24 protein-coding genes are annotated in these 22,480 nt (G+C 51.9%); 2 read left to right on the forward strand and 22 right to left on the reverse strand.

Features of this window, described 5'->3' with window-relative positions:
- The 5 genes from IBX50_RS00865 to IBX50_RS00885 all read right to left on the reverse strand — a co-directional run.
- A partial coding sequence (locus tag IBX50_RS00865) for a hypothetical protein (protein WP_292252609.1) occupies positions 1-221 on the reverse strand: 221 nt, incomplete at its 3' end.
- Positions 222-288: 67 nt separating this feature from the next.
- Positions 289-2,127: a GGDEF domain-containing protein gene (locus IBX50_RS00870; protein ID WP_292252610.1), complete on the reverse strand. Its 1,839-nt coding sequence runs from the start codon at positions 2,125-2,127 to the stop codon at positions 289-291.
- Positions 2,128-2,134: 7 nt separating this feature from the next.
- On the reverse strand, positions 2,135-2,515 hold the full coding sequence (locus IBX50_RS00875) for a hypothetical protein (RefSeq protein WP_292252611.1): 381 nt from the start codon (positions 2,513-2,515) through the stop codon (positions 2,135-2,137).
- On the reverse strand, positions 2,496-3,035 hold the full coding sequence (locus IBX50_RS00880) for a hypothetical protein (RefSeq protein WP_292252612.1): 540 nt from the start codon (positions 3,033-3,035) through the stop codon (positions 2,496-2,498). Before IBX50_RS00880 ends, IBX50_RS00875 begins: the two co-directional genes overlap by 20 nt.
- A gap of 32 nt (positions 3,036-3,067) precedes the next feature.
- A complete protein-coding gene (locus tag IBX50_RS00885) occupies positions 3,068-3,199 on the reverse strand; it encodes a hypothetical protein (RefSeq protein ID WP_292252613.1) in 132 nt (43 codons plus the stop codon).
- Positions 3,200-3,378: 179 nt separating this feature from the next.
- On the opposite strand from IBX50_RS00885, the gene IBX50_RS00890 reads away from it, so the two are divergent.
- Complete coding sequence (locus IBX50_RS00890) at positions 3,379-4,215, forward strand: PP2C family protein-serine/threonine phosphatase (RefSeq protein WP_292252614.1); 837 nt, start codon at positions 3,379-3,381, stop codon at positions 4,213-4,215.
- Position 4,216: 1 nt separating this feature from the next.
- Here IBX50_RS00890 and IBX50_RS00895 read toward each other — a convergent pair whose 3' ends face one another.
- The gene (locus IBX50_RS00895) at positions 4,217-4,570 is read right to left on the reverse strand and encodes a phasin family protein (protein ID WP_292252616.1); all 354 of its coding nucleotides are present in this window, start codon (positions 4,568-4,570) and stop codon (positions 4,217-4,219) included.
- 243 nt (positions 4,571-4,813) lie between these two features.
- Between IBX50_RS00895 and IBX50_RS00900 the strand changes: the two genes are divergently transcribed.
- Positions 4,814-5,518, forward strand: coding sequence for a class I SAM-dependent methyltransferase (locus IBX50_RS00900; protein WP_292252617.1), 705 nt, complete (start codon positions 4,814-4,816; stop codon positions 5,516-5,518).
- Positions 5,519-5,530: 12 nt separating this feature from the next.
- On the opposite strand, the gene der is transcribed toward IBX50_RS00900, so the two are convergent.
- The 16 genes from der to IBX50_RS00980 form a co-directional block, all read right to left on the reverse strand.
- A complete protein-coding gene (der, locus tag IBX50_RS00905) occupies positions 5,531-7,021 on the reverse strand; it encodes a ribosome biogenesis GTPase Der (RefSeq protein ID WP_292252618.1) in 1,491 nt (496 codons plus the stop codon).
- Positions 7,022-7,026: 5 nt separating this feature from the next.
- On the reverse strand, positions 7,027-8,193 hold the full coding sequence (gene bamB, locus IBX50_RS00910) for an outer membrane protein assembly factor BamB (RefSeq protein ID WP_292252619.1): 1,167 nt from the start codon (positions 8,191-8,193) through the stop codon (positions 7,027-7,029).
- Positions 8,193-8,837 (reverse strand): tetratricopeptide repeat protein, encoded by a 645-nt coding sequence (locus IBX50_RS00915; RefSeq protein ID WP_292252620.1) that lies wholly within the window; start codon positions 8,835-8,837, stop codon positions 8,193-8,195. Before IBX50_RS00915 ends, bamB begins: the two co-directional genes overlap by 1 nt.
- Positions 8,838-8,891: 54 nt before the next feature.
- Entirely contained in the window at positions 8,892-10,178 is a 1,287-nt protein-coding gene (gene hisS / locus IBX50_RS00920) for a histidine--tRNA ligase (protein ID WP_292252621.1), read from the reverse strand.
- A gap of 45 nt (positions 10,179-10,223) precedes the next feature.
- Positions 10,224-11,336, reverse strand: a complete 1,113-nt coding sequence (gene ispG, locus IBX50_RS00925; RefSeq protein WP_292252623.1) for a flavodoxin-dependent (E)-4-hydroxy-3-methylbut-2-enyl-diphosphate synthase — start codon at positions 11,334-11,336, stop codon at positions 10,224-10,226.
- A gap of 39 nt (positions 11,337-11,375) precedes the next feature.
- Entirely contained in the window at positions 11,376-12,356 is a 981-nt protein-coding gene (locus IBX50_RS00930; RefSeq protein WP_292252626.1) for a RodZ domain-containing protein, read from the reverse strand.
- A gap of 14 nt (positions 12,357-12,370) precedes the next feature.
- The gene (locus tag IBX50_RS00935) at positions 12,371-13,096 is read right to left on the reverse strand and encodes a tetratricopeptide repeat protein (RefSeq protein ID WP_292252627.1); all 726 of its coding nucleotides are present in this window, start codon (positions 13,094-13,096) and stop codon (positions 12,371-12,373) included.
- 11 nt (positions 13,097-13,107) lie between these two features.
- Positions 13,108-14,271: a 23S rRNA (adenine(2503)-C(2))-methyltransferase RlmN gene (rlmN, locus tag IBX50_RS00940; protein WP_292252629.1), complete on the reverse strand. Its 1,164-nt coding sequence runs from the start codon at positions 14,269-14,271 to the stop codon at positions 13,108-13,110.
- Between the two features lie 122 nt (positions 14,272-14,393).
- Positions 14,394-14,822 carry a nucleoside-diphosphate kinase gene (ndk, locus tag IBX50_RS00945; RefSeq protein WP_292252631.1) on the reverse strand — a complete coding sequence of 143 codons (429 nt, stop codon included), beginning with the start codon at positions 14,820-14,822 and terminating at the stop codon, positions 14,394-14,396.
- A gap of 54 nt (positions 14,823-14,876) precedes the next feature.
- Positions 14,877-15,200: an iron-sulfur cluster assembly accessory protein gene (locus tag IBX50_RS00950; protein WP_292252633.1), complete on the reverse strand. Its 324-nt coding sequence runs from the start codon at positions 15,198-15,200 to the stop codon at positions 14,877-14,879.
- A 14-nt stretch (positions 15,201-15,214) separates the two neighbouring features.
- On the reverse strand, positions 15,215-16,366 hold the full coding sequence (locus tag IBX50_RS00955) for an aminotransferase class V-fold PLP-dependent enzyme (protein WP_292252634.1): 1,152 nt from the start codon (positions 16,364-16,366) through the stop codon (positions 15,215-15,217).
- Between the two features lie 20 nt (positions 16,367-16,386).
- On the reverse strand, positions 16,387-16,878 hold the full coding sequence (gene iscR, locus IBX50_RS00960; protein ID WP_292252635.1) for a Fe-S cluster assembly transcriptional regulator IscR: 492 nt from the start codon (positions 16,876-16,878) through the stop codon (positions 16,387-16,389).
- A 78-nt stretch (positions 16,879-16,956) separates the two neighbouring features.
- Positions 16,957-18,546, reverse strand: a complete 1,590-nt coding sequence (locus IBX50_RS00965; RefSeq protein WP_292252642.1) for an ABC-F family ATPase — start codon at positions 18,544-18,546, stop codon at positions 16,957-16,959.
- Positions 18,547-18,779: 233 nt separating this feature from the next.
- Complete coding sequence (locus IBX50_RS00970; protein WP_292252643.1) at positions 18,780-19,028, reverse strand: YheU family protein; 249 nt, start codon at positions 19,026-19,028, stop codon at positions 18,780-18,782.
- Positions 19,029-19,095: 67 nt separating this feature from the next.
- Entirely contained in the window at positions 19,096-21,138 is a 2,043-nt protein-coding gene (gene ligA / locus IBX50_RS00975) for an NAD-dependent DNA ligase LigA (protein WP_292252644.1), read from the reverse strand.
- 48 nt (positions 21,139-21,186) lie between these two features.
- Positions 21,187-22,464 (reverse strand): cell division protein ZipA C-terminal FtsZ-binding domain-containing protein, encoded by a 1,278-nt coding sequence (locus IBX50_RS00980; protein WP_292252645.1) that lies wholly within the window; start codon positions 22,462-22,464, stop codon positions 21,187-21,189.
- Between the last annotated feature and the right edge of the window lie 16 nt (positions 22,465-22,480).

The following is a 22,480-nucleotide window of genomic DNA, read 5'->3' on the forward strand; positions in this document are numbered from 1 at the left end:
CCGGGGCGCAGTACCAGCACACCAAACTCTTCAATATGATCGTTTTCATCTTCCTGGCTGCCGACTTCTATGGACAGACTGTTGCCTTTCAGGTGTTCGGGGTTGATCAGCAAGGTGGCAGGTAATCCCTGATCCCAGTTGATCTGGATTTCGGTCAGATCCGGCAGATCAATGACTTGTCCATCCGGGGTGACACCCTGCAAGCGTGGCAGCTGAGTCATGTGTTATCTCCTGTAAAAGCGGCTATAAAACATCAAGCATACACCTTGCAGTCATAACATGGCGAATTTACTGGAAGCCTGCCAGGGCTTCATCACTCGGCCAGAGGATTTGTTGTGTTTCTCCACGTTGCAGTACCAGACTGGAGCCTTCTACCTGTTTGGCAAAGTGTTTCAGGTGGGAAACATCTGCAGCCAGCATGTGAGCAGTCATTAAACCGTTGACTGGAGCTTCCAGTGCTGCAATGGATACTCCAACAAAAGAAAAGAAACGACGAACCCCAAAACGGTCATCCGCATAAATGCCCCCAGCTGCACGATCCACCTCGCTGTAAAACTCCAGTGAGTGGCGGGAGAAGTCGTGCAGCACTTTTAACATACGCTCTTGCCAGTCTGGACTACGACAGATGGCAACAAAGTCATCACCACCTATGTGGCCAATAAAATCATCATGCGGGTGCAGGTATTTTTTCAGGCTGGTGGCCAGGCTTTTTAACAGTTCATCACCCAAGGCATAACCATAGGTATCGTTAAAGACCTTGAAGTTATCCAGATCCAGATAACACACCAGTAGTGGTTGTTGCTCTTTTAACCAGTGATCCAGGGTTTCCTGAATCGGACCGTTGCCCGGCAGCAGGGTCAGCGGATTGGCCTGACGGGCATTACGCACTTTTAATTCAGTCATGGTGCGCAGTAAATCCACCACCTGACCGATGCCTTGATATTCTCCTTGGCGAGTGATAATAAAATCATCATCCAGGTGTTCGCGGTTGCGTTCGGTAATGCGTTGGCTGATTTCTTCCAGGCTGCGGCAGGCATCCATGATCAGGGGTTGGTCATGCATCAGCTGGCTGACCGGCTTACGGTAATTCAGTTCTTGTCCGAAGGGTCGCAGCAGGGTGGACATCAACTGGTGGCGCAATAGCAGTCCAACCGGTTGGTTGCGGTTATCCACCACCGGCAAGGAAAACAGCTCTTCATCCTGGCGGAAGATTTCCACAGCTTCGGCCACACTTAAATCCGGCTGGATACTGCGAACCTCACATAACAGACTACCAGCCTGTTCTTGGTGTTGCTCAAAAATCGGTGCCGGGCTTTTTGATGGCTCCAGCAGTTCACTGGCAATCTGGATAGCCGGACGTGACTGAGGGCGGGAGAAATAAAACCCCTGCACCAGTTCAATACCCAGCTCTTGCAACATCTCCAGTTCAGCACGGGTTTCCACACCTTCTGCAATCACTTCTGTGCCCAGAGATTTGGCAATATTGTGGATAAAGCGCAGGAAATCCTGTTTCACCTTGTCCTTGTGTAAACGATGTACAAAGTGCCGGTCCACTTTGACGTAATCAGGTCGTAATTCTGACCAGAGGCGCAGCCCGGAATAACCGGTACCCAGATCATCCAGTGCAATCTGAAAGCCCATGTCGCGGTAATGACCGATGGCTTTACGCATCAATTCAAAATCGTGGGTGGGCTGTTGTTCGGTCAGTTCAATCACCAGTTGGTGCGGCTGTAACCCCGCTCGCCGTACTCGATCCAGTGTTTGACCGGGTTCATGATCCGGCTGGGTGAGTACATCCGGTGAAACGTTGATGAACAACTTGCCAAGTAGTTGTTGTTGTGAAAATCCTTCCAACGCTTTTTCCCGGCTGAGGTTTTCCAGAGGAACCAGCAAACCTTCTTCCCGCGCTACTCGGAACAGCTCCAGTGGGTGATGCAGGTGGCTTTCCAGCGGGCCACGGGTCAGTGCTTCCCAGGCATAAATGCGTTTTTCGGTCAGGTTGATCAACGGCTGATACACCGCCAGCAGGCGTTTTTGCAGTAACAAACTCTGCAGCTCACTCAGTGGCGGCTCCTTGATCTGTGATTGGGCAATATCCGGGGTGTTGTCAGAGAGATAAGTTTTCATTTTTACTCTATTCAAGATCGGATTTTTGATGCTGGGTTGCTTCGAGACGCAAGTCTTCCAGCGTGGCTTCCATCAGATCCAGAAAACCATTTAACTGACTGGCCAGATAACCAATCTCATGGTGGTGCTGTTCGTGTTTTGCTCTGGGGGCAAGATTGCCTCGGCGGCACTGGTGCAGGGTTTCGCTGAAGTCCTGCAGGGTTTGCCAGAGGTGACGAATCACCTGCAGTAATAACAGCAGGCAGAACAACAATGCCGCTAGAGGCAAAAGAGCCCAGAGGGGCTGCCCGCTTATCACCAGCAGCAGGCTAATACCACCCAACAGCAAAGAGACCAGTAGCAGGCGGATGGTTCTGAGTTTTATGGTGTCAGGCAGTGAGTAACTCATGGTTTTTCTCCTGGAAAATGCGACGCATCACCTGAGATAAATCCTGTCCTTTTTGGGCCATCCAACTTTGAATGTGAAAGTGACTGGCTAGAGTACCGCCGTTGTTTTCCAGCATTAGAAGTTGCTGATAAAGAGGCTGGATTTTCTGTCTGATTGCTACAGGAACATAACGACAGATCAGGCAAAAACCAGTCAGTTGTTCCTGCTCATATTCTGGTGTAATGGAAATAAAAGCCCAGCAGGGTGTATCACTGTCATTTTTCAGCAGAAAAAAACCGGAAAAACTTTTGCCCTGGCTCATGTTCAGGTAAAGCGCATCCGTGATTACACGGGGCACCTGACGAGAAATCAGATGTGCCAGATGGCATTCGAGAAACTTTTCTGCCGGTCGTTGTGCCAGTTGTACAAACTCCGGGCCGATGTATTGCAGCATGCCAAACGGGTCAGTGTGCATGATGGCAATCAGGCTTTTACGACTGGTTTCAATTTTGCTTGTCAGGCTTGGTTGCTGGATATTCATAGTGCCTCCTAAAACAGTTTTAGTGCGGGGTTTTAGCCGTGAATACATACACCGTGATTCACAGCGCCCTGCTCGTGCAATTTCCTGGCACACTCCCAGGCAATGCTTTTGTCATTGGCAATGCCGATCACCAAAATCTTTTTTCCTTGCATCAACTGAGACATACACGTCACTCCTGTCAGCTTTCCGAGTCAGTACCTGTTACAGCGCCTAGGCTGCCTGCAACAGGTGACAGAAAAACAACGGGAATGTGATGAATTGCTGACAGTGGTCATTCATCTGTCTGTCATGGCAAAACCCTAATCTTTATTTTGATTAGAGCCTTCGGACAGGAGTCACAGTAATGATCAAAACAACCGATCTGCGTCAGAAGCTGCACGAACTGGTGAGTGGCAGTCAAAGCCGTTTGCAACAACTTGCCGAGTCGCTGCAGGAGGAAGAAGAACGTGCAGCGGATTTGTTATACAACCACCTGCTGGGGCGTGGTAGTGATCAGGTGTATGGCTTTCAGCGTTATATGCATTACACCACCGCCTTTAGTGGTGATCTGGTATTGGCGCGTTATTCTCCCGATGGACGTTTGCTGATTTTTCATGCCGATGCCAGTGGACATGGTTTGTCGGCCACCCTAACCTTGATGCCAGCGGCCAGTGCTTTTCGTGAAGGAGTTGATGCCGGAATGCCGCTGGATCAGTTGGTCAAATCCATTAACCAGACGTTGCACCAGCAGTTACCTGCCAATCGGTTTGTGGCAGCCACCCTGACCGAGATTCATTCGGCTGCCAAAAGCCTGACTGTCTGGAATGGAGCCATGCCACCCGTGTTGCTGCTGGGTCCAACCGGTGAGTGTGTGCGGCGATTTGAATCGGGCAATATGGCGCTGGGGATTATGGCGCAACCGGAACCACAATTGCAGTCTTGCCAGTTGCCTGCAACTGGGCGATTGCTGGGATTCAGTGATGGCCTGACGGATCAGCGTAATGCTGCGGGTGGTGTCTGGGGTGAACTGAGGTTATTACAAGTGCTGCAGGGGGATTCTGGCTCAGGGTTGTTACGTCGGATTATTGAAGACCTGCAGAATTTTTGTGGCAGCAGTTATTTTGATGACGATGTATCACTGTTTGTTGCTGAGGTGGGTCTGGTGTGTAGTAAAACCACCAGACACCATCCGGCAATATAAATCAGTGAGGCAATTGGCTCAGCTCTTTTTCAATATCCTGCTTGAGCTGCTGATTCATCTCTGCCAGTTGCTGGGCATCAGCCAGAGCTTTTTTGCTCAGCTCAGAAAAGAACTCAGCCTGTGACAGACTATAGTGATGGGCAGACTCACTATCCTTCACATCGGCAGCTTTTTTTAACTGCTCCAGCCCAATCAGGCTGTAACCTTCCAGTGCTTTTAACTGGGTATCCGTCATCACAGCCAGTTTATCCACCAGCAGGCTGTTAATACGACGTGCCGGACTCATCCACTCATGGCTCTGAGTCAGCAGGGGCTTCAGCATTTCATTGGAAAATAAAGGGTTGTTCAGCATCATGGTCAGACTCCTTGGCTAGGTTGGGGTGACACACCAGAAGCCTGACAGGGGATTGTTGCAGCTTGATGAAGGGCAGTGTATAGCTCGTCAGTGCAGAGACTTCTGCTGAATGACAGAACCTGCACAACCGTTAAGTGACAAAATCAGGTTCATTGGCGAAGGTTAACCGCTGGTTTTTTATCGCCGCTGAACTCGCGCTTGTATCCTCGACTTGTTACGCTTGCGCTTTTGCCGAAAGAGAAGGTGCTTAGCTTGTCAGTTTGTCCCCTGTGTTATTCAGAGCACACCGATTTATGGCATGCCCAAACACGTAAACCGCTGATCGGCCGGGAATATCACCGTTGTGCAGTGTGTGACCTGGTGTTTGTGCCTGACCACTTTCATTTGGATACCGCCGCAGAGCAGGCAGTGTATCAACAACATGAAAACAATCCGGCAGATGCAGGCTATCGTTGTTTTCTCGGGCGGATGTTTGAGCCGATGCAAAACCTGTTGAAGGCGAGCGGTAAAGCACCTGCCAATATACAGGGGCTGGATTTTGGTTGCGGCCCTGGCCCAACCCTGTCGTTGATGTTTGCTGAGGCAGGTTTTAACTGCCACAACTATGATCTCTATTTTGCTCATTATCCTGAGCTGTTGCAGCAGCAGTATGATTTTATCACCAGCACCGAGGTGTTTGAGCATCTGGCTCAACCGGCACAGGTGCTGGATCAGCTGTTGCGCTGCCTTAAACCGGGTGGACTGCTGGGCATCATGACCCAGCGACCGCGTGATCTGGCCGCTTTCAGTCAATGGCATTACCTGATGGATCCAACCCACATTACCTTTTTCAGCGAAACCTGCTTTGACTGGCTGGCAAAACACTGGCAACTGCAGCAGGTTCATCTGGGGCGGGATGTGATTATTTTAAAAAGCCTGCCCCAGGGGCAGGCTTTTATCTCGGACTAAACCGATGGGTGTTTATTTGCGGCGACGCTTACGCTCGGTGCGGGCATCTTTGGTGAGCTTGAGCTGACGAGCCTTGGCCGCTTCACGATCGGTTTTTTCTTCCGGTGCGTAGGGGTTGTCGCCACTGCGGAATTCAAAGCGCAGCGGGGTGCCGGTGACCTTCAAAATCTTGCGGAAGGTATTCATCAGGTAACGCTTGTAGCTGGTGGGCAGGGCATCGGTCTGGTTACCGTGCACCACAATGATCGGCGGGTTCAAACCACCCTGGTGGGCATAACGCAGTTTGATACGACGACCATTCACCATCGGTGGCTGGTGTTCACTGACCACATCCTGCAGCAGGGTAGTCAGGCGATTGGTTGTCCAGTGACTGGTGCAGGACTTGTAGGCTTTTTCAACCGAGCGGAATAACTCACCCACCCCCGTGCCGTGTAAGGCAGAGATGTAGTGCACATCGGCATAATCCACAAATTCCAGACGACGGCTGACGTCTTTTTTGATCTTGTCGCGGGATTCCTGATCCAGGTGATCCCACTTGTTAACGGCCAGTACCAGTGCCCGACCGGACTCCAGTACAAAGTTCAGCAGGTGCAGATCCTGATCCACCAGTCCAGTGCGACCATCAATCACCATCACCGCCACGTTACATTCCTTGATGGATTGCAGGGTTTTGACGATGGAGAATTTTTCTGCTATTTCCGTGACATTCTTGCGGCGGCGAATACCCGCAGTATCGACCAGCGTATAAGGCTTGCCGTTACGCTCAAAAGGGATGGTGATCGCATCACGCGTAGTGCCGGGCTGGTCAAATACAATAACGCGTTCTTCACCCAGGATACGGTTCACCAAGGTGGATTTACCCACATTGGGGCGACCAATGATGCCAAATTTCAGCTGGCGTGCGGCGTGTTTTTTGGATTCCTGCTCCAGTTCAACATCCTGTTCTTCAACACTGAGCAGGTCGACTTCACCCCATACAGGTTCTGTGGAAACAGGTTCCGGCATTGGCCCCAGCAACTCATCCAGCAGCCGGGTGATCATGGTACTAACCCCCCGGTTGTGAACGGCAGCAATCATCCAGGGTTCGGTGTTCATACCCAATGCATAAAACTCGGCACTGAAGGCGTGAGCATCCAGTCCATCGGTTTTGTTAACCACCAGATGGGCTTTTTTGTTGTTAACACGCAGGTACTGGGCAATCATTTCATCCGCAGCGGTCATGCCGGAACGGGCATCAACAATAAACAGCACCAGATCCGCTTCATCTATGGCGCGCAGTGACTGGCGTGCCATTTCAGCATCAATACCTTCTTCATCCCCACTGATACCACCAGTGTCGATGACAATGTAAGGACGTCCATCCACCTTGCCTTCACCATACTGGCGATCACGGGTCAGGCCAGGAAAGTCGGCAACCAGTGCATCACGGCTGCGGGTCAAACGATTAAAAAGCGTGGATTTGCCGACATTGGGTCGGCCCACCAGGGCAATAACAGGAGTCATGATGTTTATTTCTTCAGGGTAAACAGCCCAAGGCGGCCGCGTATGGAGTGCACCAGCAGTCGATCTTCATTAACCACTGGCGTTGCCCGGATACCATCCAGGTCAAAGTTGCGACGGCCTGTCAGTTCACCTGTTTCCGGATTAAGCAGATGGAGGTAGCCTTGAAAATCAGCAACCACCAGTGTGCCGGATAACAGAACAGGCTCTGTCAGTTCGCGGCCAAAAAGTGCATCTTGCATCCAGAGGCTGTTGCCACTGAACAGATCCAGCGCATGAATGCGGCTGGCTTCATCCACTACAAATACCTTTCTGTCATGGATGACCGGTGCATGATAACTGGATAAATCGCGGCTCCAGCGGCTGCGACCGGTAAAAGGGTCGAGCGCATGAGTCTGACCCTGATAAGAGTTGGCTATCAGTTGTCCTTCAGCAAGACGCGGCTGACCGTTTACATCAACCAGACGCTCAATATCGGTACGTCCCTGAGGCTGAGCAACACGAGCTTCCCAACGGGCTTGTCCGGTACGGTTATCTACAGCGACAACCTTGCCATTGGCAAAACCGGCAAAGGTTTGCAGGCTGGTGACCGTTGGTGTGGCGGTACCGCGCAGGGTTAATGCCGGGATCAGGCTGTCATGTAACCACAACTGCCGTCCGGTTTCGCGCTGAAATCCAGTCAGTTTACCGTCAGCGGTATGCACCACCAGCAGTTCATTGTGAATCTGGGCAGGGCTAAGGGCTTCACTGGACAGGCGCTCACGCCAGAGTTCATTGCCGGTGTTTAAATCAAGAGCCAGCAAATCACCGTTCTGAGTGGTGATATACAAAGTTGTGTTGTGCAGGGTTATACCTGAGCTGACACCAACTCCAAGGTCTTTTGACCAGAGCAGATCGGAGCGCAGAAAACCGCTGCGGGTTAGATCAAACGCCTGAACCTGTCCCTGTGCATCAGCAGCAATCAGATACTTGCCTTGCAGGGCAGGCAACAGCTGATAACCTCTCCAACGCTCACCATAACCCGAGTGATCCTGCCAGACACTGTGCAGTCGAGCTTCACCTGAATGTGATGGTAAGGGGGCTGGTGGGTACTGGGGTTCCGGCAGGCTACTGCAACCTGCCAGCAATACCGCCAGCAGGGTCGCAGTGATCCCTTTAAACAAGGTTTGATGCATCAGGCGTCCCCGTGGGCAGCCAGATTATCCAGCTTCATTTCCACCAGTGGTGCAGATTCACCTGCCGCACGGCTGGCATCCAGTGCACGCTGATAAGCTTCACGGGCTTGCAGAGCATCACCTTTGGACATCAGCAGATCACCACGCAGTGACTGGATTTCTGCAGTGAAGCCACCACTGTTGGGTACTTCCAGTAATACCAGGGCTTCATCAACCTGATCCAGAGAGTTCAGGATACGCGCCAGACGCAGGCGGGCAACCAGCTCAATGGCTTCTACACGGGTGGATTCCAGAGCAGAGCGCAGATGAGTCTGAGCCTGATCCAATTGATCACGTTCCACCGCCAGACGAGCGGCAAACAGGCGGGCGTAATCTGAATAAATGCTCTTGCTGAAGTCCGTGGTGAGGCGACGAATCAATTCATCAGCCTGCTGCTCACGGCTGTCACCCGTACCATTCATAACAATCTGGGTCAGATCGGTGTACAGCTGGGAGGCAGACTCAGCTTGGTTGACCTGATGACCTTCCCAGGCTTTCCATCCACCCACACCAGCGAGAGCGATGACAACACCGGCAATCATGGATTTTCCGTTTTTACTCCACCACTCTTTCAGGGATTCAAGTTGCTCTTCTTCACTACGCATAACGGATTTATCCTGAAGTTTATCAATGCAAAATGAGGGCTATCTTAACTGAGCTCAGCAGCTTTGCAAATGTTGATGCAGGAAACCTGCCAGATCACTCAATGCCACTTCGCTTTGTTCTTTGTTTTCGCGCAGGTATTTTACTGAAGCGACACCCCGCGCCATTTCATCTTCACCCAGTAATACCGCCAGGGCAGCACCGGATTTATCAGCTCGTTTGATCTGCTGTTTAAAACTGCCACCACCACAATGGGTCAGGATTCGCAGCTCTGGTTGTTCACTGCGCAGGCGTTCAGCCAGCAGCAGTGCATAACGATCAGCACCTTCACCGGAAGCCGCCATGTAAACATCCAGCTGTTGTTCCAGTTCTGCTGGAAAAACCGCCAGAGTCTCCAGTAACAGCACCAGGCGTTCCACACCCATGGCAAAACCAACAGCGGGTGTTGCCTTGCCACCCAGTTGCTCGACCAGTGCATCATAACGACCACCTGCACAAACCGTGCCTTGAGAGCCTAATGCAGTGGTAGTCCACTCAAATACAGTCTTGCCGTAGTAGTCCAGCCCTCTGACCAGTCGCGGATTAAGGGTATAGGTGATGCCAGCGGCATCCAGAAACTGGCAAAGACCGGCAAAATGTTGCCGACTCTCTTCATCCAGATACTGCTCAAAAGAAGGAGCATCCTGCAGAATTTCGCGGGTGCGGGTATCCTTGGAATCCAGAATGCGCAGCGGGTTGGTGCTCAGGCGACGCTGGCTGTCTTCATCCAGTTCACTTTTAAAGCTTTCCAGATAAGCGGTCAGTGCACTGCGGTATTCAGCACGGGCGGCAGAGCTGCCCAGTGTGTTCAGTTCCAGTGTTAGATGATCAAGAATCCCCAGATCACGCCATAAACGTGCCGACAGCAGAATTAATTCAGCATCAATGTCGGGGCCGTTAAGACCAAAGGTTTCCACACCGATTTGGTGAAACTGGCGGTAACGTCCTTTTTGCGGACGTTCGTGGCGAAACATCGGTCCTTGATACCAGAGACGCTGTTGCTGATTAAACAGCAGGCCATGTTGTTCAGCCGCCCGCACACAACCGGCGGTACCTTCCGGGCGCAGGGTGAGGCTATCACCGTTGCGGTCTTCAAAGGTGTACATCTCTTTTTCGACAATATCCGTGACTTCACCAATGGAGCGTTTAAACAGAGCGGTTTGCTCAACAATCGGCATACGGATTTCGCGGTAGCCATAACGAGACAGCAGCTGGCGTACCTTGCCTTCCAGAAACTGCCAGCGGGGGCTGACATCGGGGAGCAGATCGTTCATACCGCGTATGGCTTGAATCTTCTTGGACACTGATGATTTTCCTGTGATGATCTTGAAAATAATAAAATCGAGTCTTTAACCGCGCAGAATCAGTTGATCCAGGGCGGCTTGTTTTTCAGCGGCTTTTTCACGGATCAATTGCTCAAGGTGATCCACTAGGCCGTCACTGACAGTTTTACTGGCCGGTTTGCCGTCGATGTAAATCAGGTGTTGGGGTGAGCCGCCAGTCAGACCAAGATCCGCCTCACGGGCTTCGCCGGGACCATTCACCACACAACCGATTACTGCCACATCCAGCGGGGTCAGCAGGTCTTCCACACGATTTTCGAGTTCGTTCATGGTGGCGACTACATCAAAGTTCTGACGTGAACAACTGGGGCAGGCAATAAAGTTGATGCCTTTGCTGCGTAAGCGCAGACTTTTTAACAGATCAAAACCGACTTTTACTTCTTCCACCGGATCAGCTGCCAGTGAAACACGCAGGGTGTCACCTATGCCTTCCATCAGCAGGATACCCAGACCCACCGCTGACTTAACCGTGCCGGAACGCAGGCCACCGGCTTCGGTGATACCCAGATGCAGAGGTTGTTCCACCTCGCTGGCCAGCTGACGATAAGCAGCAACAGCCATAAACACATCCGAAGCCTTAACACTGATTTTGTATTCCTGAAAGTCCAGGCGATCCAGGTAGCTGGCATGGCGCAAGGCAGATTCCACCAGAGCGGCAGGGGTTGGCTCGCCGTATTTTTTTTGTAGGTCTTTTTCCAGTGAACCGGCGTTTACACCGATACGAATTGAAATACCTTTATCCCGTGCGGCTGCAACAACTTCACGCACTCGGGCTTCATTGCCGATGTTGCCGGGGTTGATGCGTAAACAATCCACACCCAGTTCCGCCACCCGCAGGGCAATTTTGTGATCAAAATGAATATCGGCAATCAGCGGTGTTTGTACCAGCTGACGAATTTTACCAAAGGCTTCTGCGGCTTCCATGCTGGGTACGGATACCCGCACCAAATCCACTCCGGCCTTTTCCATGCGACGTATCTGGGCAACCGTGGCATCCACATCACAGGTTTCTGTGTTGGTCATGCTCTGAACACTGATGGGTGCATCACCACCCACCAGAACGGAGCCGACACGAATCTGGCGGGACTTGCGACGTTGAATCGGGGAGGTGTGCTGCATGATGTGTACCGGATAGCGTGAGGAGTTAATCAATACGGGTTAATCAATACTGATGGAAGCATAGCCATTGGGACGAATGCGTGAGGTGAAGTCATAGGCTGCACCCCGGTAATAAACGGATGCTACATGGCCGTAACCAAATACCATGCGGAAAGGGGGTTGCCCTTCCAGCACGATGGCTTCACCTTCACGCATCAGACTGGCGTGCAGGATACGATCAGTCTGGTCGCGTACTTCCACCCAGCAATCACCACTGAAGCTGAGTGCAACCAGACGATCATTACCTAAGGTTGTTGATGCAACATCTGTACCTGACTCAAGGTTGCGTACCGAAACAACTGGAGGTAATGCCGGTGTGGCGGGAGAGGCCCGCTGCCTGACGACTGCTGGCGGTGGAGTGGATTCAGGTTCTGCTGGTTGCTGTTGTGGTGCATCAGCTGCCTCAATAGGCGTTTCATCACTGAGCTGAGTTTCAGTTTCTGAATTAGCTGCTTCCGGCTGCTCCAGTGGGGCAATGATGGTTTGCCCGTCCAGTGTCTCTACCTTGACTTCCTGACTGGAAACTCCCGGTAGATTTTCAACACTGCGGCTTTGCCACCAGATAATAATAATGCTGATCAACGCCAGCACCACCAGCACACTAAAGAGTTTAAACAGCAGACTACTGGTGTTCTTTTCCGGTTTCAGACTCTGTACCGGGCGGTTTTTTTCCTGTTCTTGCATCTCGGGATAATGAGCATGAAAACAACGCAGCACTTCTTCGGCATCAATGCCAAGAAAACGTGCATAGGCGCGTAGGTAACCCTTTACAAAGGTAGTGCTGTGTAGCGGCTCAAATTGTTCATTTTCCAGTGCTGTTACATAAGCCGGTAGAAAATTCAGTTTTAGTGCCACTTCTTCTTTGGAGAGGCCTTTGGCTTCACGTGCTTTTTTCAGAAGCTCGCCGGGACGACTGCAGTTAACCTGGTGGGCGTTATCGCCATCCGGGTGCTGCTGATTTTCTTGTTGCTGGTCTGTCATGATCTCTGGAATCCTCAGTTTGCAGGTTCCTGGTTATGGTTGGCTGAAGTCTTTAAAAGGTCTTCAATATACCGCTGCTCTGGTTGATTACCGGTTTTTTGAGCCAGATCAAGTGCGGCTCTAAGTGTGGGTTCGTCTCTGACACCTGCACTACGCAGAAAGTGCCAGTGTTGCTCTGCCCGGTTGAGTTGTCCCTGATCCAGGCGCAGCATCAATAATTCCCGGTGTGAATTCACAGCGCTGCGATTAAGTTCCACGGCGCGTTGAAAGTGATCAGTGGCAGCACTTTGTTGATTTAATTGCAGCTCAACATACCCCAGATTCTCAAAAATCATCGAACGATTGGGGTAACGGATGTCTTCACTGGCTTTTTTCAGCTCAGTCCGTGCCTCATCATAACGGCTTTGGCTGAATAAAAAAGCGGCATAGTTGTTTCTGGCAGCAGTTTTATGTGGGTCTGCTTGTAAAGTTTTTTTAAAGTAGTCATCTGCAAGCTGGTTTTCACCCTGCTCCTGCAGGCTTAAAGCCATGCCGTGCAGGGCTCTGGCATGGCGAGGTCGCAAGTCCAGTGCCAACTGAAAATCCTGCATGGCTCGTATCGGTTGATCAAATTCAAGGTAACCCATACCCCGGTTGGCATAAGCCAGAGCCTGTTTGTCAGGATCGGTTTGTTCCCAGGGTGGTGTTGTGGCGCAACCAGTCAGCAGGATCAGCAACAACAAGGGAATCAATTTTGACATCACATGACTCCTTAATTGGATGGTGGCAGATCCAGCTGGGTGGCGGCAATACGGTTCTGATCCGCATAACGGGCACTGCGACGGGTTTTATCCTGCACCCTGCCAACCAGCTGACCACAGGCTGCGTCTATATCTTCACCACGGGTGGTGCGTATCGGTGCTGAGTAACCCTGTTCGTGTAACCAGCTCTGAAAACGCATCACCTGATTACGCGATGGGCGTTCGTAGCCTGAGTCCGGAAAAGGGTTAAACGGAATCAGGTTGATCTTGCAGGGCAGTTGTTTTAACAGTGCTGCCAGTTCCAGTGCATGCTGCTGTTGGTCGTTGATTCCGGCCATCAGGGTGTATTCAACAGTAATCTCACGGGAGTCACCGCATTTTTTTAGATAACGCTTGCAGGCATCCAGCAGTTCCTGAATTGGGTATTTACGATTGATGGGCACCAGTTGGTTGCGCAGTTCATCATTGGGCGCATGTAAAGAGATGGCCAGTGAGACATCAATATCGTCGCCCAATTGATCCAGCTGGGGTACCAGCCCGGAGGTAGAGAGGGTGACACGGCGTTTGGACAGGCCGTATCCATTGTCATCCAGCATGATGCGCATGGCATCCACTGCTGGTTGATAATTCATCAGTGGTTCACCCATCCCCATCATCACCACATTGGTGACCGGACGATTACTACTGTCCTTGCGGGGGCCGAAGGATTTTTGCGCCACCCACACCTGTCCGATAATTTCAGCAGGAGTGAGGTTGCGCTGAAACCCCTGCTTGCCGGTGGAGCAGAAAGAACAATCCAGTGAACAGCCCACCTGTGAAGAAACACAAAGAGTGCGGCGATTGTCTCCAACCGGAATGAGTACCGCTTCAACATGGCTGCCATTACCCACTTCCAGTACCCATTTACGTGTACCGTCAGAGGAAATGTCTTCCAGCACCACCTTGGGTGGGCGGATTTCAGCACAGGCGTTGAGTTTTTCCCGCAGCACTTTACTGAGGTCGGTCATTTGTTCAAACGAATCAGCACAACGGTGGTGCATCCATTTCATGATCTGGGCAGCGCGGAATTTTTTTTCGCCCAGTTGCACAACAAAAAACTCCTCTAGCTGCGGCAGGGTTTTGCCCAGCAGGTTGATTTTTTCTGATGTTGAGCTGGTGGAATCGAAGCACGTCATGGTGATTGCCTGGTTACCAAAAGGGTGAAGTCTGGCTAAAAAAGGTCGGCGTTACAAGCAGCTGTTAAAAGCAACAAAAGGGCAGACGCTGGTCTGCCCTTCTGATTTTCGGTAAAAACGGATCAACCGCGTGGGCAGATTTCGTTGTCACCGAAGAAATAGGCAATCTCACGAGCTGCCGAAGTGGTTGCATCAGAACCGTGCACTGCATTGGCATCAATAGAGCTGGCAAAGTCAGCACGGATAGTGCCTGCAGCGGCTTCTTTAGGGTTGGTGGCACCCATCAGATCACGGTTTTTTAATACCGCGCCTTCACCTTCCAGCACCTGTACAACAACTGGACCGGAGGTCATGAAAGCAACCAGGTCTTTGAAAAAAGGACGCTCTTTGTGTTCGGCGTAAAAACCTTCTGCCTGTTCACGGCTCAGGTGTTGCATTTTGGCGGCGACAATCTGCAGGCCTGCTTTTTCAAAGCGCGACAGAATTTCGCCAATAACATTTTTGGCAACAGCATCGGGCTTAATGATGGACAGTGTACGCTCAACAGCCATGTAAATCTCCAGTGAGAGGGGTTATAAAAAATGTGGATTAAACTTTCGGCGTAATTATACGCTGAAGCTTTCTCCACAACCACACTCGTCTTTCACACGGGGGTTGTTAAAGCGGAAATAACGGTTCAGACCGTCTTTGACATAATCCACCTCCGTGCCATCCATCATTGGCAGACTGTCCTGATCCACAATCACCTTCACACCATGCTGCTCAAAAACCGCATCATTGGCTTCAATACGATCGGCAAAATCCAGCACATAAGAAAAACCGGAACAACCACTGGGTTTTATTTTCACACGCAAACCTTCACCCTCGCCGCGATCTTTAAGGCAGCGGGTGATGTGTTCAGCGGCAGCGGCAGAAATGGAAACGGACATGATGGTTTACCTCTTTAGTCTTGCATCTTCAGACGCTCAAGCGCCTGATTCAGTTGTTGTCCAGCGCTTCTGGCTTGATCCTGAGTTAGGTAACGCCCGAAGCTGAAGCGGATGGAACTAAGTGCCAGTTCACGCTCCAGTCCCAGTGCAGTTAATACATAAGACGGGTCAAGGCTGGCAGAGTTGCATGCTGATCCGGTGGAAACGGCAAGTTCTGGAAGCGCCATAATCAGCGTTTCCGCCTCAATACCGGGGAAACCCAGATTAAGGATGCCCGGCCAGTTGTCTGATCTGGCCGCATGCTGCTGATAAAAATCCGGGTTCAGCTGCTGCAAAAATTGCTCGCGGCAGCGGGTGATGTGTTCCCGGTCAGCCTGCAAACTAGCTTGTGCCATTTCAGCAGCCAGCCCCATGCCCACTAACTGATGGGTCGGCAGGGTGCCGGAGCGCATGCCACGTTCATGGCCACCGCCGTGAATGATAGCCTGCAGATGTACCGCAGGCTGGCGGCGCACATACAGTGCACCCACACCCTTGGGGCCATAAAACTTGTGGGCGCTGATTGACAGTAGATCCACCTGCAACTCATGAACATTAATTGGCAGTTTACCGGCGGCTTGGGCAGCATCGACATGAAAAAGTGCTGTGTGATCTTTTAGTAATTCACCCACCTGGGCTACTGGATTTACACAGCCCAGCTCATTGTTGACCAGCATCAGTGACACCATAAGGGTATTGGGTGTCAGCGCTTCAGCGACCTGTTCCACACGGATACAGCCTTGGGCATCGGGTTGCAAACGGGTAATCTTATAACCCTGAGCTTCCAGCCAGCTGCAAGTATCCAGCACCGCCTTGTGTTCCAGTGCCGAGGTGATGATATGCCGCCCCTTGTCCGGATTGGCACGTGCAGCACCAATCAAGGCCAGGTTATTGGCTTCAGTGGCGCCGGAAGTCCAGACCATTTCGCGCAGGTCGGCGTTAAGCAAGCCCGCCACCTGACGCCGGGCTTTTTCAACCGCTTGTTCCGCCTGCCAGCCTGCCAGATGTGAACGTGAAGCCGGATTGGCAAAACAGCCATCCAGCGTCAGGTATTCAGACATCAGCGCGGCGACTTCAGGGGCTGCCGGTGTGGTGGCTGCATAATCCAGATAAATCAAGGGGTTCATTACACAATCGAGCCTAGGAGTTAAACAGCAGAAAGGTGAATTTTTTCAGAAAAATTCGATGGACTCTGGAGCGGCTGGCTGGTGTTTTTTTCCAGTTTAGCCTTCAGGCCTTCCTCTTTTTCCACCAGCTCAGCCAGGCTGATGCCATTAAGAAACTGGTGAATCTGATCAGAAAGCTGGCACCACAGGTGATGAGTCAGGCAGGTATGACCCTGACGGCAATCACCCTTACCACGGCAGCGGGTGGCATCCACCGACTCATTCACAGCATCAATCACCTGGGCAATAAAAATTTCCGAGCTGTCACGTGCCAGCTGATAACCACCACCCGGGCCACGGACACTGGTGACCAGTTCGTTGCGGCGCAGTCTGGCAAATAGCTGCTCCAGATAAGACAAGGAAATTTCCTGTCGGCTGGAAATATCAGCCAGAGAAACCGGACCCTTGCGTGCATTTAGCGCAAGATCCAGCATGGCCGTGACCGCGTAGCGGCCTTTGGTAGTCAGTCGCATGAAAAAAATTTCCCTTAATAAAGGTAGGTGCACTGATTATGCAAAGACCGCGTATTTTAGTCAAGTAATGGCGTAATTTCAGTTGCTTTCCTGGCTGCGCAGGTAGTCCTCATAGTTGCCGTTAAAGTCGACAATGCCGGTCGGTGTCAACTCAATGATGCGGGTTGCCAGCGTGGAAACAAACTCACGGTCGTGGCTGACAAACAGCAGGGTACCGGCATAGTTTTCCAGCGCCAGGTTCAGTGATTCGATGGACTCCATATCCAGGTGGTTGGTGGGTTCATCCATCACCAGAATATTGGGACGCTGCAGCATCAGTTTGCCAAACAGCATGCGTCCCTGCTCACCGCCAGAGATCACTTTTACGGACTTGTCGATGTCTTTCTGGGAAAATAGCAAACGCCCCAGCGTGCCACGAATCACCTGCTCGTCGTCTTTTTCCTGCCCCCAGTAAGCCATCCAGTCATACAGGGGTTTATTCTGCTCAAACTCGTGAGCATGATCCTGAGCGTAATAACCGATGTTGGCATTCTCTGACCACTTCACCTTGCCGCTGCTGGGTTCCAGATCTCCCACCAGGCATTTCAGCAGCGTGGATTTACCAATACCATTGGGGCCGATGATGGCAATACGCTCACCCACATTGACCTGCAGGTTAAAACCGCGAAAGAGTTCTTCGTCGAAGGATTTGGACAGACCTTCCACTTCCAGCGCGGTACGGTGCAGTTTTTTGTCCTGCTCAAAACGAATAAACGGGTTCTGACGGCTGGAGGGTTTGATCTCGGCCAGCTGGATTTTGTCGATCTGTTTGGCACGGGAGGTGGCCTGCTTGGATTTCGAAGCGTTGGCCGAGAAGCGGCTGACAAAGGCCTTCAGATCCGCAATCTGGGCTTTTTTCTTGGCGTTATCCGCCTGCATCTGCTCGCGTGCCTGGGTGGAGGCCAGCATGTATTCGTCATAGTTGCCGTGGTACAGGCGCAGTTCGCCATAATCCAGGTCAGCCATGTGGGTGCAGACACTATTCAGGAAATGGCGGTCGTGCGAAATAATCACCATGGTGCAATTGCGCTGGTTCAGCACACCTTCCAACCAGCGAATGGTGTTGATATCCAGGTTGTTGGTCGGTTCGTCCAGTAGCAGAATTTCCGGATCAGAAAACAGTGCCTGAGCCAGCAGTACCCGCAGCTTAAAACCGGGGGCAATTTCACTCATCGGGCCGTAGTGCTGCTCTACTGGAATACCCACACCAATCAACAACTCACCGGCACGGGATTCAGCGGTATAACCATCCAGCTCGGCAAATTCACCTTCCAGTTCACCGGCACGAATGCCGTCTTCTTCAGTCATTTCTGCTTTGGAATAGATGGCATCACGCTCGGCTTTGATCGTCCAGAGTTCTTCGTGCCCCATGATCACCGTGTCGATGACACTGTATTGCTCGTAAGCAAACTGATCCTGCCGTAGCTTACCCAGGCGCTCGTTTGGCTCCTTGGACACATTACCGGCCGATGGTTCCAAATCACCACCGAGGATTTTCATAAAAGTGGACTTACCGGAGCCATTAGCTCCGATCAGGCCGTAACGGTTGCCGTTACCGAATTTGACAGAGACGTTTTCAAACAGTGGCTTGGCGCCAAACTGCATGGTGATGTTGGCCGTGGTCAGCAAGGGAATTTACTCAATTGGATGAACAGAAAAAATAAGAAGGGAAACAGGCTGCGCATTATGCCACAGCACCAGCCGTTACCAAAATGAACGACTGATGATTATTTGCCTGCAGGCGTATGTTGCAAGGTACTGAGCGGGTCGACCAGAAGCTGTAACAGGCCAGAGCGGCATTCAAAATAAACCACGCGGAAGGTATCAACATTCAGGCCGGCATCAGGCTGTTGATACCGGCCTTAATTCAGAGCTTGCAGAAAGCTTTTGGCCTGCTGCAGAACCATCACCTCGGTAGTTTCTGTTTCGATATCATGCAGAATCACCAGTTCACCACGCTGCAACTGTTGTTTCAGTTGAGTTGTCCAGTTCTGGATACCCTCTTCACTGGTGGTGTCATAACCCTGACGGGTGACAAACACCTCCAGCAGGGCATCCAGCGTGGTTGCTTCCAGCAGCGAAGACGGGATTTCCACAAAACGTTGGTGCATAGCAGAAAGTTACCTTTAAAACGAGCAGGGGCAAATATGAGATGAACAGTGTAACAAGTTGCAGTAGCTATTCCAGTTCAGACAAGCACTGCAGTAAACCCGCTTCATCCAGCACCGCCACACCCAGTGATTCCGCTTTAGTCAGTTTCGAACCGGCGGCAGCACCCGCCACCACACGGCTGGTCTTTTTTGAGACACTGCCAGAAACCTTGGCTCCCAGCGCCTCCAGCCGCTCTTTGGCCTGATCGCGGGTCAGGCTGTCCAGACTGCCGGTCAGCACCCAGGTCTGGCCGGTTAGCGGCAGGTCTTCGCGGCGGCGCTCGGCTTCTGGCCAAGCAATGCCCTGATCCAGCAAATCCTGTATGGTTTCCAAGTTATGGGGCTCAGCAAAAAAGGCGCGGATATGCTGCGCGACTATTGGGCCGATGTCATCCACATCCAGCAGCTCTTCTTTGCTGGCTTTCATCAGGGCATCCAGGGTGCCAAAATAGCGGGCTAGGTTGGCTGCGGTGGCTTCACCGACTTCACGGATGCCCAGTGCATAAATAAAACGCGCCAGGGTGGTTTGTTTGCTGGTTTGTAAAGCTTGCAGCAAATTGGATGCTGATTTTTCAGCCATGCGCTCCAGCGCGGCCAGTGGCTCCAGCTCCAGGCGATAAAGATCAGCGGGGCTTTTTACCCGCTCAGCATCCACCAGCTGCTCAATCAGTTTGTCACCTAGGCCTTCAATATCCATGGCCTTGCGACTGGCAAAATGTTTCAGCGCCTCCTTGCGCTGGGCGGCACAATACAGGCCACCAGTACAGCGATACACCGCCTCACCTTCGGCACGCTCCACATGGGAACCACATACCGGGCAAGCTGCTGGCACCTGAACTTCTCTGGCATCCGCAGGACGCTGTTCAATAATCACCCGGACAATTTGCGGAATCACATCACCGGCGCGGCGCACAATCACACTATCGCCGATGCGTACACCCAGCCGTGCCACTTCATCCATATTGTGCAGGGTGGCGTTGGATACGGTGACACCCGCTACCTGCACTGGCTCTAGCCGAGCCACCGGGGTGACAGCACCGGTACGTCCCACCTGAAACTCCACATCCAGCAGCTGGGTGATTTGTTCCTGTGCCGGGTATTTAAAAGCGGTTGCCCAACGCGGCTCACGGGCACGAAAACCCAGTTCGGCCTGCAGGCGTAGATCATTGATTTTTAGTACTGCTCCATCAATATCAAAGGGTAATTGATCACGCTGAGCCGCCAAGTTATCACAGAAATTCTTTAATCCGGCATAACCCTGCACACAACTCAACAGGCTGCTGATTTTAAAACCCCAGCCTTTTAACTGTTGCATGGCCAGCCAGTGGGTGGCGGCGGCAAAACCTTCACTGATCTGCGCTACTTGATAAGCGGTGAACTCCAGCGGGCGGGTGGCGGTGATACGTGGGTCGAGTTGACGCAGACTACCGGCAGCGGCGTTGCGTGGATTGGCAAGGGTTTTTTCACCGGCCAGACGTGCCCGTTCATTTATGGCTTCAAAAGTAGCACGTGGCATATACACTTCACCGCGTACTTCCAGCAGCGCTGGCAAGGGCTGATCGGGTGTTTCACGGCGCAGGCGCAAGGGGATGGAGCGCAGAGTTTTCAGGTTTTCGGTGATGCCTTCGCCCGTTTGTCCATCACCCCGCGTAACACCCTGCACTAACTGACCCTTCTGATAAATCAGGCTGATGGCCAGACCATCCAGTTTGGGTTCACAGCAGAATTCTGCTTGATCCACTGCCCGCCCCAGATCATCCAGCTCCCGCATCACACGGCTTACAAAAGCTTGTAGGCTTGCATCATCAAAGACGTTACCCAAGGACAACATGGGTACTTGATGAGTGACAGATGGAAAGGCTTTCAGTGGCTCGGCCCCCACCCGCTGGGTCGGGGAGTCCGCAGAGATTAGCTCAGGATGTTCACTCTCTAACTGTTGTAATTCACGAAACAGCCGGTCGTATTCAGCATCCGGCACACTGGGATCATCCAGCACATAATAACGGTAGTTGTGTTCGTTCAGCTGCTGGCGCAGCGACTGAATACGTTGATTAGCAGTTGCGGTAGTCATCTGGCAGGTATCCTGCAGGTCAAAGTGCCTGATTCAAATTCAGCTGAATCAGGTCTTGCCTGCTTTTCTGGCTTTCAGGCGGGTCTGGTGTTCAAAATCCTTGATGCGCTGGCGGTAGTGTTCCACCGTCTGCTGGGTCAGGTTACTGCGTTGTTCATCCTGCAGTTCTGCACCCCAGTGTTTTTCCATCACTCGAGCTGTTGCCAGCATTCGCTCAAAGACGGCCATGGGCTGACGTGCATTGGGCAGTGGCATCACCAGCACCAGACCTGCCGTGCTGAAGTCACTCATCTGTTCATCTTCAAAACAACCCGGCGCAAACATATTAACCAACGAAAAGCCAAGAACGGACTGACCATTCTTTTCTTCCACATAATGATAAAAACCGGACAAGCTCAAACGCATCCCAATGATGTCCATGAATTTTCTCAGATGAGAGCCGGGGAAGGGTTTGTCATCCGGTGCCTGAACATTGATGGTCAAAAACTCTTCAGCAACTGCCCAGGCACTTTTCTCCACATTCATCAGAAAAGCTGCGCGCAAGTGGTTTTCCTGATCTTCAGTATCATCTTCACTCTGGTAGGCTTCCAGTTCTGCTGCGGTTAAAGCAGGGGTTTCTTCAGCTGGCGCCGCTGCCCGGTCAGTACTGTGGGTTGATTGCATTCCTGCTGGCAGTTCCAGATCGACTAGGTCGTCCAAAGATTGAAATTGATCATCTAGGTTGTTTTCATATTCAAAGGCTTGGGGTTCATCTGCATCAGGCTCAGTGTGCAGCTGTTTACGATCCTGCAAGCGCTGCAGCTCACGTTGCTGTTCTTGCATGGAGCGCTTGGATTCAGCCACAAAATCAGGGTCCAGCTCAAACTGGCGGCGCATTCTTTCCCACGCCAGTTCTTCATCCTCTTCTTGACGGGGCTGATGATGCAGAGAGGTTTCAGCTTCAGCCCATTCGTTCTCAGCCTGAGGATCATCATCGGTGTCTACTTCAGAAAAAGCCGGCTGTTGGTGTTTATTCTGTTGATCCTGCGGCATTGACTCATCAGCAGGACTGAGTTTGTTACGCAGTACCGGAATAGGATCGTCATCAAAAACTTCGATCTTGTCAAAGAGGGGGTCAAGCTCTTGCTGAGCCGCAGAGTTTCTGGCGTCTTCATCCCGTATTCCGGGCAGCTCACGGGCAATTTGGGCACGGCGTTCGGCTTCTTCAGGGTCTTCATAATCATCATCAGCCTGACGACGAGCAGCACGCTTGCGGCGTAGGGCATCGAGCAGCACCAGTACAAAAACTACAGCACCCAGCAGTATCAAGCCTTCTTGCAAACCCATATAAAATTCTGCCTCT

Source organism: Marinospirillum sp., from assembly GCF_014859565.1.

Bases quoted from the DNA above. Each gene is read 5' to 3' on its own strand.
- IBX50_RS00935 (WP_292252627.1), bottom strand. From the start codon at position 13,096: ATGTCAAAATTGATTCCCTTGTTGTTGCTGATCCTGCTGACTGGTTGC.
- der (WP_292252618.1), bottom strand. From the start codon at position 7,021: ATGACTCCTGTTATTGCCCTGGTGGGCCGACCCAATGTCGGCAAATCC.
- IBX50_RS00885 (WP_292252613.1), bottom strand. From the start codon at position 3,199: ATGTCTCAGTTGATGCAAGGAAAAAAGATTTTGGTGATCGGCATTGCC.
- IBX50_RS00930 (WP_292252626.1), bottom strand. From the start codon at position 12,356: ATGACAGACCAGCAACAAGAAAATCAGCAGCACCCGGATGGCGATAAC.
- IBX50_RS00875 (WP_292252611.1), bottom strand. From the start codon at position 2,515: ATGAGTTACTCACTGCCTGACACCATAAAACTCAGAACCATCCGCCTG.
- IBX50_RS00915 (WP_292252620.1), bottom strand. From the start codon at position 8,837: ATGCGTAGTGAAGAAGAGCAACTTGAATCCCTGAAAGAGTGGTGGAGT.
- IBX50_RS00950 (WP_292252633.1), bottom strand. From the start codon at position 15,200: ATGTCCGTTTCCATTTCTGCCGCTGCCGCTGAACACATCACCCGCTGC.
- IBX50_RS00970 (WP_292252643.1), bottom strand. From the start codon at position 19,028: ATGCACCAACGTTTTGTGGAAATCCCGTCTTCGCTGCTGGAAGCAACC.
- ispG (WP_292252623.1), bottom strand. From the start codon at position 11,336: ATGCAGCACACCTCCCCGATTCAACGTCGCAAGTCCCGCCAGATTCGT.
- ndk (WP_292252631.1), bottom strand. From the start codon at position 14,822: ATGGCTGTTGAGCGTACACTGTCCATCATTAAGCCCGATGCTGTTGCC.
- IBX50_RS00880 (WP_292252612.1), bottom strand. From the start codon at position 3,035: ATGAATATCCAGCAACCAAGCCTGACAAGCAAAATTGAAACCAGTCGT.
- IBX50_RS00895 (WP_292252616.1), bottom strand. From the start codon at position 4,570: ATGATGCTGAACAACCCTTTATTTTCCAATGAAATGCTGAAGCCCCTG.
- IBX50_RS00890 (WP_292252614.1), top strand. From the start codon at position 3,379: ATGATCAAAACAACCGATCTGCGTCAGAAGCTGCACGAACTGGTGAGT.
- rlmN (WP_292252629.1), bottom strand. From the start codon at position 14,271: ATGACGTGCTTCGATTCCACCAGCTCAACATCAGAAAAAATCAACCTG.
- iscR (WP_292252635.1), bottom strand. From the start codon at position 16,878: ATGCGACTGACTACCAAAGGCCGCTACGCGGTCACGGCCATGCTGGAT.
- IBX50_RS00980 (WP_292252645.1), bottom strand. From the start codon at position 22,464: ATGGGTTTGCAAGAAGGCTTGATACTGCTGGGTGCTGTAGTTTTTGTA.
- bamB (WP_292252619.1), bottom strand. From the start codon at position 8,193: ATGCATCAAACCTTGTTTAAAGGGATCACTGCGACCCTGCTGGCGGTA.
- IBX50_RS00955 (WP_292252634.1), bottom strand. From the start codon at position 16,366: ATGAACCCCTTGATTTATCTGGATTATGCAGCCACCACACCGGCAGCC.
- ligA (WP_292252644.1), bottom strand. From the start codon at position 21,138: ATGACTACCGCAACTGCTAATCAACGTATTCAGTCGCTGCGCCAGCAG.
- IBX50_RS00870 (WP_292252610.1), bottom strand. From the start codon at position 2,127: ATGAAAACTTATCTCTCTGACAACACCCCGGATATTGCCCAATCACAG.